The 13,047-nt window shown below is 65.3% G+C and carries 9 protein-coding genes; 6 read left to right on the forward strand and 3 right to left on the reverse strand.

Annotated elements, in window-relative coordinates; translation table 11 throughout:
• The first annotated feature begins 140 nt into the window (after window positions 1-140).
• From AC1RQK_RS01620 to AC1RQK_RS01635, 4 genes are all read left to right on the forward strand, one after another.
• Window positions 141-1,409: an amino acid deaminase gene (locus AC1RQK_RS01620; protein ID WP_492370843.1), complete on the forward strand. Its 1,269-nt coding sequence runs from the start codon at window positions 141-143 to the stop codon at window positions 1,407-1,409.
• 85 nt (window positions 1,410-1,494) lie between these two features.
• Window positions 1,495-2,430: a sugar kinase gene (locus tag AC1RQK_RS01625; protein ID WP_492807298.1), complete on the forward strand. Its 936-nt coding sequence runs from the start codon at window positions 1,495-1,497 to the stop codon at window positions 2,428-2,430.
• A 72-nt stretch (window positions 2,431-2,502) separates the two neighbouring features.
• On the forward strand, window positions 2,503-3,147 hold the full coding sequence (eda, locus tag AC1RQK_RS01630) for a bifunctional 4-hydroxy-2-oxoglutarate aldolase/2-dehydro-3-deoxy-phosphogluconate aldolase (RefSeq protein ID WP_492370841.1): 645 nt from the start codon (window positions 2,503-2,505) through the stop codon (window positions 3,145-3,147).
• A gap of 84 nt (window positions 3,148-3,231) precedes the next feature.
• The gene (locus AC1RQK_RS01635; protein WP_492807300.1) at window positions 3,232-4,896 is read left to right on the forward strand and encodes a phospholipase D family protein; all 1,665 of its coding nucleotides are present in this window, start codon (window positions 3,232-3,234) and stop codon (window positions 4,894-4,896) included.
• Between the two features lie 45 nt (window positions 4,897-4,941).
• On the opposite strand, the gene AC1RQK_RS01640 is transcribed toward AC1RQK_RS01635, so the two are convergent.
• The 3 genes from AC1RQK_RS01640 to AC1RQK_RS01650 form a co-directional block, all read right to left on the reverse strand.
• Window positions 4,942-5,073, reverse strand: coding sequence for an entericidin A/B family lipoprotein (locus tag AC1RQK_RS01640; RefSeq protein WP_006163387.1), 132 nt, complete (start codon window positions 5,071-5,073; stop codon window positions 4,942-4,944).
• A 131-nt stretch (window positions 5,074-5,204) separates the two neighbouring features.
• Window positions 5,205-6,551 carry a GGDEF domain-containing protein gene (locus AC1RQK_RS01645; RefSeq protein ID WP_492370839.1) on the reverse strand — a complete coding sequence of 449 codons (1,347 nt, stop codon included), beginning with the start codon at window positions 6,549-6,551 and terminating at the stop codon, window positions 5,205-5,207.
• A 257-nt stretch (window positions 6,552-6,808) separates the two neighbouring features.
• A complete protein-coding gene (locus AC1RQK_RS01650) occupies window positions 6,809-8,122 on the reverse strand; it encodes a hemolysin family protein (protein WP_492370838.1) in 1,314 nt (437 codons plus the stop codon).
• A gap of 390 nt (window positions 8,123-8,512) precedes the next feature.
• On the opposite strand from AC1RQK_RS01650, the gene AC1RQK_RS01655 reads away from it, so the two are divergent.
• Complete coding sequence (locus AC1RQK_RS01655) at window positions 8,513-10,657, forward strand: hydantoinase/oxoprolinase family protein (protein WP_492807303.1); 2,145 nt, start codon at window positions 8,513-8,515, stop codon at window positions 10,655-10,657.
• An 11-nt stretch (window positions 10,658-10,668) separates the two neighbouring features.
• Window positions 10,669-12,993, forward strand: coding sequence for a hydantoinase B/oxoprolinase family protein (locus AC1RQK_RS01660; protein ID WP_492807305.1), 2,325 nt, complete (start codon window positions 10,669-10,671; stop codon window positions 12,991-12,993).
• The last annotated feature ends 54 nt before the right edge of the window (window positions 12,994-13,047 follow it).

Genomic DNA, 13,047 nt, shown 5'->3' on the forward strand with positions numbered 1-13,047 from the left:
GTCAATGGTGGGGGCGAGCCGTCCCGGGTGCGCAATGTCGCCTCGGAGCCAGCTTTGAATGTTACTTTATAACAAGGGTGAAATATCGTAATTTCAAGGCTATCATTACGTCAATCGGAATTTTGCAGGATGATGACAGCATGCGTGAAATAAAGTACCAAGCCGGCACGATCGATCCGCTCAACAAGGCGCTGGGCAAGCTCGATGCCCCGCTGGCGCCCGATGCAGCCGGCCAGGTGGGCTGGCAATTGCTGGCGGAAGACCTCAGCCTGCCAGCCGCTGTGCTGTATGAAGAGCGCCTTGCGCATAACCTGGAATGGATGCGCCGCTTCATGGGTGAGTATGGTGTGCAGTTGGCGCCGCATGGCAAGACCACCATGGCGCCCAAGCTGTTCGCGCGCCAGCTGGCCGCCGGCGCCTGGGGCATCACGCTGGCCACCGCGCACCAGACTGCCGCCGCGTACGCGCACGGCGTGCGGCGCGTCTTGATGGCCAACCAGCTGGTGGGCCGGCGCAACATGGAAATCGTGGCCGACCTGCTGCGCGATCCGGATTTCGAGTTCTTTACGCTGGTGGATTCGGCGGCGCTGGTGGACCAGCTGGGCACGTACTTCAGCGCACGCGGCCAGAAGCTGCAGGTACTGCTGGAACTGGGCGTGCCAGGCGGGCGCACTGGCGTGCGCGGTGCGCAGCAGCAAGAAGCGGTGCTGGCGGCGCTGGCGCGCTGGCCCGGCGTTCTGTCGCTGGCCGGTGTGGAAATCTACGAGGGCGTGCTCCAGGAAGAGGCCGATATCCGCGACTTCCTGCGGCGCACCGTGGCGGTGACGCGCGAGCTGTTCGCGGCCGGCCGCTTCGGCCGCAGCCCGGTGGTGATGTCCGGCGCGGGCTCGGCCTGGTACGACGTGGTGGCGGAGGAGTTCGCCCGCACCGATATCGGCGCGCCGATCGACATCGTGCTGCGCCCGGGCTGCTACCTCACGCACGACGTGGGCATCTACCGCGCCGCGCAAAAACGGATTCTGGCCAGCAACCCGGTCGCGCAGAAGATGCGCGAGGGCCTGTTGCCGGCCTTGCAGTTGTGGGCCTATGTGCAGTCGATTCCCGAGCCGGAGCGCGCCATCATCGGCATGGGCAAGCGCGACGCCGCCTTCGATGCGGGCATGCCGATCCCGGCGCAGGTCTACCGGCCCGGTGCAAGCGCGCCGGTGGCGGTGCCCGCGCATTGGGAGGTGACGGGCATGATGGACCAGCACGCCTATCTGGCGATCCGTCCCGGCGACGATGTCCAGGTTGGAGACATGGTGGCCTTTGATATTTCCCATCCCTGTCTTACCTTCGACAAGTGGCGCCACATTCCGGTGCTCGACGGCGACCTGCGCGTGATCGATCTTGTGCAGACGTTCTTCTGAACGGCCGCACGCAGCAGCAAAGACAGCCATAACGGTAACGATAGCAACAACAGCAACGACAGCGACAACAGGGGACGCTTGCACCATGAGCATCGACATTCTCGCCTTCGGCGAAGCGCTGGTTGAGTTCAACCAGCAGCCCGACGATCCCGCGCGCTACCTGCAGGGCTTTGGCGGCGACACTTCCAATTTCTGCATCGCCGCGGCGCGCCAGGGCGCCCGCGCCGGCTATATCAGCGCGGTGGGCGAGGACACCTTCGGCGAGCGGCTGCTGGCGCTGTGGACGCAGGAGCGGGTGGATACCCGCCACGTGCGCATCGACGCGGGCTCGCCCACGGGCGTGTACTTCGTCACCCACGACGCGCACGGGCACCGTTTCGACTACTTGCGCAGCGGCTCGGCGGCCAGCCACTACAGCCACGAGAACCTGCCGCACCACGCCATTGCCGAAGCGCGCTACCTGCATGTGTCAGGCATCAGCCTGGCCATCAGCACCAGTGCCTGCGATGCCGGACTGGCGGCAATGGAGCATGCGCGCAAGGCCGGTTGCCAGGTCACGCTCGACACCAACCTGCGCCTGCGCCTGTGGACCCTGGCGCGCGCGCGCGGCATCATGCGCGAGGCCTTCGCGCTGACCGATGTGTGCCTGCCGAGCTGGGACGACATCACCGTGCTGACGGGCCTCGATGACCGCGACGCCATCGTCGACTACCTGCTGGGCTGCGGCATCGGGCTGGTCGCGCTCAAGCTGGGCGAGGAGGGCGCGTACGTGGCCACGCCCGAGGCGCGCACGCTGGTGCCGCCGTACGCGGTGCGCCCGGTGGATGCTACCGGGGCCGGCGATTGCTTCGGCGGCAGCTTTGTCGCGCGCCTAGCCGCCGGCGACGATCCGTTCGACGCCGCGCGCTACGCCAATGTGGCGGCCGCGCTGTCCACCACCGGCTATGGCGCCGTGGCGCCTATCCCATCCACCGAAACCGTGCTGGCGCGAATGGCGCAGTCGGTTTCCGTGATCGCCTGATTCTCAAGCCCTCAAGCCCTCAAGCTCCAAGCTCCAAGCTCAATCGTCCGACCTGACCGAAGATCCACTGCCATGCAAACTCAATCTCCCTCGCTGATCGAACGCCTCGTTAACGTGCCGGTGATCCCGGTGCTCGAATTCTCCTCCGTGGACGAAGCCCTGCATGTGTCCGAAGCCTTGATCGGCGGCGGCCTGCCGGTGCTGGAGATCACGCTGCGCACGCCGGTGGCGCTGGACGCCATCAAGGCGGTGGCGGCAGCTTTCCCGCAAGCCTGTGTAGGCGCGGGCACGGTGTTGACGGCGGCCGACCTGAAGGCCGTGAGCGACGCCGGCGCGCAGTTCGCGGTTTCACCCGGGCTTACGCCGGCGCTGGCCGTGGCCGCGCAGGGTGCGGGCGTGGCGCTGTTGCCTGGCGTAGCCACCGCCAGCGAGGCGATGGCCGCGATGGAAGCCGGTTTCAAGTTCCTGAAGTTCTTTCCGGCGGAAGCGTCGGGCGGCGTGCCGATGCTCAAGTCGCTTTACGGGCCGTTCGCGCAACTGCGCTTCTGCCCGACGGGCGGCATTGACCTTGCTCGCGCGCCAACGTATCTCGCGCTGCCCAATGTGGTTTGCGTGGGCGGATCCTGGGTGGTGCCCAAGGATGCGGTGGCCAAGGGCGACTGGGCGCGGGTGCGCACACTGGCGCAGGAGGCTGCCGCGCTGCGCAAGTCCGCCTGAAGCCCCCAAGGCGTCGGACAAAGGCGGATAGCGGGCCGCCGCGCCAGGTTATAAGCTTGGCATATCCCGACTGCTGGAGGCAGCATGGCTGTGCAACTGGCGGGTCCGGCCCCGGGTGGCATGGCAGCTTCCCGGCGCCGCGGTGCGATGCTGGCCCAGCGGCTTGGCCGCGTGTTGATTTGCGCTTGCGTCTTGTTTGCCGAGGGTTGCGCCAGCCTGCCCAAGGAAGCACCGCGCGAGCAGAGCGCAGCGCTGGCAGATCCGGCGACCACCGCCCTCGGGCGGCTGGCTGCGCAGAGTTCGCCCGATCAGGCGCTGTCCGGCTTTCATGTGATCGCCTCTGGCGAAGAAGCCTACGGTACGCTGATTTCGCTGGCCGACCATGCCACCCGCACCCTGGATCTCCAGTACTACCTCATCGAGGCCGACGAATCGTCCCGCGAGATCCTTCGGCACGTGCGGGCAGCGGCCGAGCGGGGCGTGCGCGTGCGCGTGCTGGTGGACGACCTGCATAGCGACGGCAAGGATCGCGCCTTCCTGCGCTTCGCGGGCCATCGCAATATCGAAGTACGCATGTTCAACCCGTTTCCTGCGGGGCGATTCTCCAAGCTGACGCGGATGCTCTCGTCCGCCACCGATGTCCGCCGGCTCAACCGCCGCATGCACAACAAGGCCTTTATCGCCGACAACGCGCTGGCCATGACAGGGGGCCGCAATCTCGGCAACGCCTATTTCCTGCGCGCTCCCGACACAAACTTCGTCGACCTTGACGTGATCGCTGCCGGCCCCGCGGTACGGCGGTTGTCTGCCGCATTCGACAGATACTGGAACAATCCGCTGGCCGTGCCGGTGGAAGTCCTGGCAACCCCTGCGGAGGCGGCGGACGCGGCCTCCGCCTCCGGCACTAGGGCGGCGCGGCCCGAGCAGGCCCTCGTGGGCACGCAGACGGATAGCAAGCGCATCGAAGCACTGGGCATGACGCCTCCCGGCAAGATCGATGCGCGGGAGAGCTTCCTGGGGCGCCAGTTCACGGCTGGCGGCAAGCTGGCTCTCGAATGGGCTTCGGCAAGCGTGATGGTCGACGCGCCCAGCAAAGCCGCGCCGGACCAGGCGCCAGCCGCCGGCGAGACCATGAGCGAGGAACTGGGCCGCATGCTGAGCGGGGCGAGCCAGGAGATCATCCTGATTTCCCCCTATTTCATCCCGGGCGACCGCGGCGTCGCGTGGATGGCGGACCTGGTCAAGCGCGGCGTCAAGGTGCGGGTACTGACCAACTCACTGGCCGCCACCGATGCGCCCCTCGTCCATGTGGGATACCGGCGCTATCGGCCCGACCTGCTGCGCGCGGGAGTGGAACTGCATGAGCTCAAGTCGCGCCCCGGCCAGCCGCAGAAACTGATCGGGGATTACATGTCTTCGCAGGCTAGCCTGCATGTGAAGGCGGCCGTCGCCGACCGGACCAACCTGTTCGTGGGATCGATGAACTTCGATCCACGCTCGGCCAGCCAGAATACGGAAACAGGCCTGATCATCCATAGCGCCAAGCTCGCGCAGCAAGTCGCGCAGTTGTTCGCGGGGGCGATCGACGATAACAGCTACCTGCTGCGCTTGTCCGATCAGGGCGCGGTGCAGTGGGTGGATGGCAAGGGGGACAAGGCGGTGGTGTTCGATACCGAGCCGGATACAAGTTGGCAGAAGCGCTTGTGGATCGACGTACTCGCGCCGTTCACGCCTGAGCAGTTGTTGTGATGCCGCGGAGCGCCATGCCTGGCGCTCCGGTGCCGTCAGCGCATCTTACTTGCTGCGATCGGCTGCGCCTTCAAGCTTTTGGCCACCCTTCTGTATATCCTGGCCCAGGCCGGCCATGGTGTTGCAGCCAGCCAGCAGGGTGGCAAACAGAACGCAGAAGATCCATCCTTTTTTCACGCCAGACTCCTTTCGGTCATTGAATTCGCCGCAATTTTACCGTTGTCGCGGTGCTCTATTGAAGCACGATGCGTGCCATTTTGTAACCGATCGTGCCAAGATTGTGACGCGGCGCGGGCAAGCACTGCGCCCTAGGTCAGCAATTCACGCGCGCGTGCGCAGATTGCAGCATGTGTCTGCGCCAGCCAGTGAGCCGGGAAGGGCTGCGCCAGCAAGTATCCCTGTATGGCGCAGCAGCCCCAACGTCGTACTTCGGCCAGTTGGTGCCGTGTTTCGACGCCCTTGGCACAGACTGGCAGGCCAAGGCGCCATGCCTGCTCGCAGGCGGCGTGCAGCCGGGCGGCGGCGCCGGCCTGGCCCGGCTGCCCTGGCTGCTCGCTGCTGCCGATGCAGCGCGCGTTGAACGTCAGTAAATCGGGTTGCAGGCGCTCCAGCGTTGACGCGCCGCCGGGCGCGTCGGCAAAGTCGCTCAGGGCAAACCGCAGGCCCGCGCCGCGCAACGTGGCGAGCTTGGCCGCGGCAACGTGGTCGCCGGCCAGCAACGCGTCGCCGGGAATCTCGAGGCAGATCCTCGCCGGGTCGAGCTTGCGTGCCGCCAGGGTGCGCAACAAGGTGTCGATCAGCGGGGTGCCATGCAACTGGGCGCTGGAAACCAGCAACGACAGTTCCACCGGGTCGGCAACGCCCGGGCAATCCAGCAGGGGCAAGGCGTTTTCCATCAGCCAGCGTGCCACCTCGCCCATCATGCCAAGAGATTCCAGCGCGGGCAGGAAGTCTTGCGGCGCGACACGCCCCAACTCAGGGCTCTGCCAGCGCAGACGGGCCGTGTAGCCAGTCACGCAACCCGTGGCCAGCGATGCCCTTGCCTGCAGGTTCAGCGCGATCTGCCCGCGCGCCATGGCAAAAGGCAGGGCGGCCAGGAGCGGTGTGGAAAGTGATGCAGGGGTGGTAATGCCGCCGCCGGCAACGCCGTCGCCTCCGCGTTTGCGTACGCGCAGCATCGCGTCATAGGCCTCATGGAGGCTGCGCTCCGCTGGCTTGTCGGGTTCATCCAGCGCCACGCCAATGCTGCTGGACAGGAACAGCTCGAACCCGTTCTGCACGAACGGCCGCGCCAGGCCAGCGGCCACGGCACGTGCCAGGCGCGTCGCTGCTTCCAGCGGGTCTGCCGCCAGCTGTAGCAGCGGGGCCAGCGGCACAACCGCACCGATGTCCGCCTGGCCTAGCCAGTTCACTTCGGCCGTCTGGGCCAGCGCGGCTATGCGCGCCGCCACCTGCGCGCGCAGCCGCGCCGATAGCTCCGCGCCAAGCGTTTCGCTAGCGTAGGTAAAGCGATCGAGGTGGATCACCAGCACCGCGAAGCGCTGCTGCGTGGCCGGCGGCATCTGCCGCCGCGCCATCAAGGCAGCCACGAAGTCGCATTTTTCATGAGGGTCCACCTCCGGCGAGCGGACGGCATCGTCTGCGTCTGGATGCATTGGGGGTCCCTGTGGGCAGCATGATTTCGCCGCACGGTGGCATGAGCGCGGCCTCACAAAGCCTTGGCCGCGGCAACCGGCGCGCCATCGGCGCGCCGGCTCGGGGATCTGGCCCTCAAGCCGGCGTCAGGGATGGCACGGCACAGTGACGATCATACGGTAGAGCAGGCGCGGCCCGAAGCGTGGCGGACACAGGGATAGTGCGGATTCGCCGGGGCTTGACGGAGATCAAGTTTCGGCGCCAGGCGGGTATGGGGTCAGCCGGTGGTCTCGGCGTCGGCGCCGTCGTCGGGCAGCACGCGCGACGCCAGTACCTTGTCGATGCGCTTGCCGTCCATGTCCACGATCTCGAACTTCCAGTCGCCCCAGCGCACGGTGTCGGTGGTCTGCGGAAGGCGGCCCAACAACAGCAGCAACATGCCGGACAGCGTGTGGTAACGCTCCTTGTCCTCTTCCGGCACCTGGCGCAGGCCAATGCGGTCTTTCAGCTCGGGGATGGGAATGAGGCCATCGAGCAGCCAGGAACCGTCCTCGCGCTGCACGGCCCATTCCTCGCCGACGCCATCCTGCTTGAATTCGCCGGTGATGGCCTCGATCAGGTCCTGCAGCGTCACCAGGCCTAGCACCTCGCCGTATTCGTCGATGACAAAGGCGATCTGGCCGCCGGAAACGCGGAAATTCTCCAGCAGTTCCATGCCGGTCACGCTTTCTGGCACGAACACCGGAGCCTGGGCCACGGCGGCGAGGTCGGTAGGCTCGCCGCGCAGGCGGCGCGCCAGCAACTGGCGGGCGCTCACCACGCCCAGCATGTCGTGCATGCCGCCGCGCACCACCGGGAAGCGCGAGTGATCGGACTCCTCGATGCGGCGCAGGTTTTCTTCCAGCGGGACTTCCACGTCCAGGCAGACCACATCGCCGCGCGGCACCATCAGCGAGGTGAGCTGGCGGTCATCCAGGCGGAACACATTACGCACCATGGTGTGCTCGTGCTGCTCGATGACGCCGGCTTCCGAGCCTTCCACCAGGAGGGCATGGATCTCCTCTTCGGTCACCGCCGGGCCGCGGCCGCTTTTCACGCCGAGCATGCGCAGCACCAGCCGGGTTGAGCTGGATAGCAGCTTGACGAACGGGGTGGAGGCCAGCGCCAGGAAGGAAATCGGGCGCGAGACCAGGCGCGCGATGGTTTCGGGGGCCATCTGGCCAAGGCGCTTGGGTACCAGTTCACCCAGCACAATGGAGAAATAGGTCAGGCCGGCCACCACAATGGTGGTGGCCACCCAGCCGGCGGTCGAGGCCTGCATGCCAAAGCCCTGGAGCCAGGCGCCGAGCGGCTGCGCCAGGGTGGATTCGCCAACGACGCCGTTCAGCACGCCAATGGAGGTAATGCCGATCTGGACGGTAGACAGAAATCGGGTGGGATCCTCGCCCAGCTTGATCGCTTCGATCGCGCCGCGGTCGCCTTCTTCGATGCGCCGCTGCAGGCGGGCCTTGCGGGCTGTCATCAAGGCGATTTCGGACATCGCGAACAGGCCGTTGATCAGGATCAGCGCCAGTAATATGGCAATTTCCATCAGGGTGCGCGCCCTGTGCGCGCAGGAGTTATCGAGGCCCAAAGCATAACATTGCTGTGTGTCAGGGCCGCTGCGGGCTTGCCTGGATTGCCGTGCCCATTCCCCCTTGCGGCACTTTGCGCTGACCGAGCCGTCACCCGGGCGCAGCGTGAAAACCGAACGGTGCCCCCGTTCGAAAACACGACGTTCGAGACGCTACAAGTCGCTTCCCGCTCCAGCCTTTTGCTCGAGGTTATTCGCTATCTCATTGATATAAAACAAAAAATACTTGTCTCCAGCAGTTGGCACAGCCGTTGCGTTACTGCCACCGAACCACCGTGCCATGCGGTGAGTTTGGCAACGGCGCTGCCTGGCAGCCGCCGTGAACGCTGACAAAGCAAGGAGACAAGTATGGAAGTGCAATCACAAGTCCAGGTGATGGGCATCGATGCCGGCGGCACGATGACCGACACCTTCTTTGTGCGCGGCGACGGGCGGTTCGTCGTCGGCAAGGCGCAAAGCAACCCGGAAGACGAATCCCTGGCCATCTTCAACTCCTCGGAGGACGCGCTTGCGCACTGGCAGCGCGGGGTCGACGACGTGTACCCCGAACTGCTGACCTGCGTGTACTCGGGCACCGCGATGCTCAACCGCGTTGTGCAGCGCAAGGGGCTGGACGTGGGCCTGATGGTCAACAAAGGCTTCGAGCACGTCCATTCGATGGGGCGGGCCATCCAGAGCTACCTGGGCTACGCGCTGGAGGAGCGCATCCATCTCAACACGCACCGCTACGACGAACCGCTGGTGCCCCTGTCGCGTACCCGCGGCGTGACCGAACGCACCGACGTGCAGGGAGAAATCGTGATCCCGCTGCGCGAAAATGAAGTGCGTCAGGCGACGCGCGAGTTGGTGGCGGCCGGGTCCAAGGCCGTCGTGATCTGCTTCCTGCAATCGCACAAGAACGGCACCAGCGAGCAGCAGGCGCGAGATATCACGCGTGACGAGCTCAAAAAGCTCGGTGCCGATATCCCGGTGTTCGCCTCGGTGGACTATTACCCGCAGCGCAAGGAAAGCCACCGGATGAACACCACGGTGCTGGAGGCATACGCGGCCGAGCCCTCGCGGCAGACGCTGAAAAAGGTCAGCGACCGTTTCAGGAAGCACGGCGCCAAGTTCGACCTGCGGGTGATGGCCACCCACGGCGGCACCATCAGTTGGAAGGCCAAGGAACTGGCGCGCACCATCGTCTCCGGGCCGATCGGCGGCGTGATCGGCTCCAAGCTGCTGGGCGAGACCCTGGGCTACGACAATATCGCCTGTTCCGACATCGGCGGCACCTCGTTCGACATGGCGCTCATCACCAAGGGCAACTTCGCCATCGCCGCCGATCCCGACATGGCGCGGCTGGTGCTGTCCTTGCCGCTGGTGACGATGGACTCGGTGGGCGCCGGCGCCGGCAGCTTCGTGCGGCTAGACCCCTATAGCGGCGCCATCAAGCTCGGCCCGGACAGCGCGGGCTACCGGGTCGGTACCTGCTGGCCGGAAAGCGGGCTGGACACGGTGTCGGTCTCGGATTGCCATGTGGTGCTGGGCTACCTCAATCCTGACAACTTCCTTGGCGGCGCGATACGGCTGGATGTGGAGCGGGCGCGCCAGCATATCAAGGCACAGATCGCGGATCCGCTGGGTCTGTCGGTAGAGGACGCCGCGGCCGGCGTGATCGAACTGCTTGACCTGCAATTGCGCGAGTACCTGCGTTCTAACGTGAGCGCCAAGGGCTATAACCCGACCGAGTTCGTCTGCTTCTCCTACGGCGGTGCCGGGCCTGTCCATACCTATGGCTACACCGAAGGGCTTGGCTTCAAGGATGTGATCGTGCCGGCTTGGGCGGCGGGCTTCTCGGCGTTTGGCTGTGCTTGCGCGGACTTCGAGTACCGCTATGACAAGAGCGTCGACCTGGCGCTGCCGCAGGACGCTGCGCAGGAGGACAAGGCCCGGGCGGCCCAGACCATCCAGAAGGCGTGGTCGGACCTGGCCGCCAAAGTGATCGAGGAGTTCAAGATCAACGGCTTCAAGGCCGAAGACGTGATCCTGCGGCCGGGCTACCGCATGCAATACATGGGCCAGCTTAACGACCTGGAAATCAGCTCCCCGATCGTCAATGCCGCCACGGCGGGCGATTGGGACCAGATCGTCGATGCCTTCGAGGAAACCTACGGCCGCGTGTACGCCAGTTCGGCGCGCTCGCCCGAGCTGGGTTTCTCCGTTACTGGCGCCATCATGCGCGGCATGGTGGTTACCCAGAAGCCGGTGCTGCCGGAAGACCCGGAAGGCGGGCCGAAGCCGCCCGCGCAAGCACGGCTGGGAACGCGTCCGCTGTATCGCCAGAAGCAGTGGCACGACGCGGTGCTGTGGAAGATGGAAGCGCTGCAGCCCGGCAACACCATCACCGGGCCCGCCATCATCGAGTCGGACGCCACCACCTTCGTCGTGCCCGAGGGCTTTGCCACCACGCTCGACAAGCATCACCTCTTCCACCTTAAAGAAGTGAAGTAAGGAGACACGCCATGAACATGATGTCCAGCAAGGAAGTCGGGCTCGCCGACCTGCTCAAGACCGGCGAGACGCTCAAGCAGTTCCGCGACGCCATCCTCGAACGCACCGCCGAGACCGGCCATTACAACGGGCTCACGCGCCTCGCATTTCGCGAGCGGGACCCGATCCGCTACGAAAAGCTCTTCTCCAAGCTGCGCGGCGGCCTGGTGCACGCGCGTGAAACCGCCAAGAAGATCGCCGCCAGCCCGATCGTCGAGCAGGAGGGCGAACTGTGCTTCACGCTCTACAACGCCGCAGGCGATTGCGTATTGACCTCAACCGGGATCATCATCCACGTCGGCACGATGGGGGCCGCGATCAAGTACATGATCGAGAACGACTGGGAGACCAATCCCGGCATCCACCCCGGGGACATGTTTACCAACAATGATTGCGCGATCGGCAATGTCCATCCCTGCGATATCGCCACCATCGTGCCGATTTTTGCGCATGGCAAGCTGGTGGGCTGGGTGGGCGGCGTGACCCACGTGATCGACACCGGCGCGGTGACGCCCGGATCGATGTCCACCGGGCAGGTGCAGCGCTTTGGCGACGGCTACATGATCACCTGCCGCAAGACCGGGGTGAACGACACCCCGCTGCGCGACTGGCTGCATGAAAGCCAGCGCTCGGTACGTACGCCCAAGTACTGGATTCTCGACGAGCGAACCCGCATCGCCGGCTGCCACATGATCCGCGACCTGATCGAGGAAGTGATCGAGGACGAAGGGCTGGAAGCCTACGAAGAGTTCTCCTACGAGGTGATCGAGGAAGGGCGCCGCGGCCTGCAGACGCGCATCAAGGCGATGACGCTGCCGGGCAAGTACCGCAAGGTGGCGTTTGTGGACGTGCCGTACAACCACCCGGACGTGCAGACCTCTTCGGCCTTCGCCAAGCTCGATTCGATCATGCATTCGCCGGTGGAAATGGAAATCCGCAAGGATGGTTCGTGGCGCCTGGATTTCGAAGGTGCGAGCCGCTGGGGCTGGCATTCCTACAATGCGCACCACGTGGCCTTTACCAGCGGTATCTGGGTGATGATGACGCAAACGCTGGTGCCCACGCAGCGCATTAACGATGGTGCCTACTTCGGCACGGAATTCCATCTGCCCAAGGGCACCTGGATGAATCCGGACGATCGCCGCACCGGCCATGCCTACGCCTGGCACTTCCTGGTCTCGGGCTGGAGTGCGATGTGGCGCGGCTTGTCGCAGGCCTACTTCAGCCGCGGCTACCTGGAAGAGGTCAATGCCGGCAACGCCAACACCTCCAACTGGCTGCAGGGCGGCGGCATCAACCAGGAGGGCGAGATCCACGCGGTCAACAGCTTCGAGGCTTCGTCGTGCGGCACCGGCGCCAGCGCCATCAAGGACGGTCTCAACCATGCCGCGGCGATCTGGAACCCGGAAGGCGATATGGGCGATATCGAGATATGGGAAATGGCCGAGCCCCTGCTTTACCTGGGGCGCAACGCCAAGGCCAATTCCGGCGGCTATGGCAAATACCGGGGCGGCTGCGGCTTCGAGACGCTGCGCATGGTGTGGAAAGCGCAGGACTGGACCATGTTTTTCATGGGCAACGGCTACATGAACAGCGACTGGGGCCTGATGGGCGGCTATCCCGCCGCCACCGGCTACCGCTTCGAAGCCCACAAGACCGGCCTGAAGGAGCGCATCGCCGGCGGCGACAGCCTGCCGCTGGGTGGCGATGCCAATCCGGACTTGCCGGACTACGAGAACCACCTCAACGCCGGCGCGGTCGTCAAGCGCGACCAGCAGTGCATGACGACCGAGGACTGCTACGACAACTACGACCTGTACCTGAACTACCTGCGTGGCGGCCCGGGCTTTGGCGACCCGCTCGACCGTGAGGTCGAGGCCATCGAGCGGGACCTGAACAACGCCTTGCTGCTGCCGGAATATGCGCAGAAGGTATATGGCGCGGTCGCGACCAAGGACGGCAATGGGATATGGACGGCGGATGCCAAGGCGACCGCGTTGCTGCGTATCGAGATCCGCAACCAGCGCTTGGCGCGCTCGCAGCCTGTCCAGGAGTGGATGAAGGGCGAGCGCGAGCGGATTCTGGTCAAGCATGCCTCGATCCAGGTGCGGCACATGTTTGCCACCAGCTTCGGCCTGTCGAACAAGTTCGAGCAGCAGTTTCGCACGTTCTGGGGCCTGCCGGACTCGTGGACCTTGACCGAGGACGAGCTGGACGTGCCGACCTATGGCTCGAAGTACCGCATGGACCTGTCCAAGATGCCCGACGTCAACACGGTGGTGCTGGTCGAAGAGTGAGGCCCGGCCGGCACCAACCAATGCACACATTAGTCAATACGCCAGAGAGGATTC

Source organism: Cupriavidus sp. GW822-FHT02D05 (genome assembly GCF_058802485.1).

Bases quoted from the DNA above. Each gene is read 5' to 3' on its own strand.
- eda (WP_492370841.1), top strand. From the start codon at position 2,503: ATGCAAACTCAATCTCCCTCGCTGATCGAACGCCTCGTTAACGTGCCG.
- AC1RQK_RS01655 (WP_492807303.1), top strand. From the start codon at position 8,513: ATGGAAGTGCAATCACAAGTCCAGGTGATGGGCATCGATGCCGGCGGC.
- AC1RQK_RS01660 (WP_492807305.1), top strand. From the start codon at position 10,669: ATGAACATGATGTCCAGCAAGGAAGTCGGGCTCGCCGACCTGCTCAAG.
- AC1RQK_RS01650 (WP_492370838.1), bottom strand. From the start codon at position 8,122: ATGGAAATTGCCATATTACTGGCGCTGATCCTGATCAACGGCCTGTTC.
- AC1RQK_RS01620 (WP_492370843.1), top strand. From the start codon at position 141: ATGCGTGAAATAAAGTACCAAGCCGGCACGATCGATCCGCTCAACAAG.
- AC1RQK_RS01635 (WP_492807300.1), top strand. From the start codon at position 3,232: ATGGCTGTGCAACTGGCGGGTCCGGCCCCGGGTGGCATGGCAGCTTCC.
- AC1RQK_RS01645 (WP_492370839.1), bottom strand. From the start codon at position 6,551: ATGCATCCAGACGCAGACGATGCCGTCCGCTCGCCGGAGGTGGACCCT.
- AC1RQK_RS01625 (WP_492807298.1), top strand. From the start codon at position 1,495: ATGAGCATCGACATTCTCGCCTTCGGCGAAGCGCTGGTTGAGTTCAAC.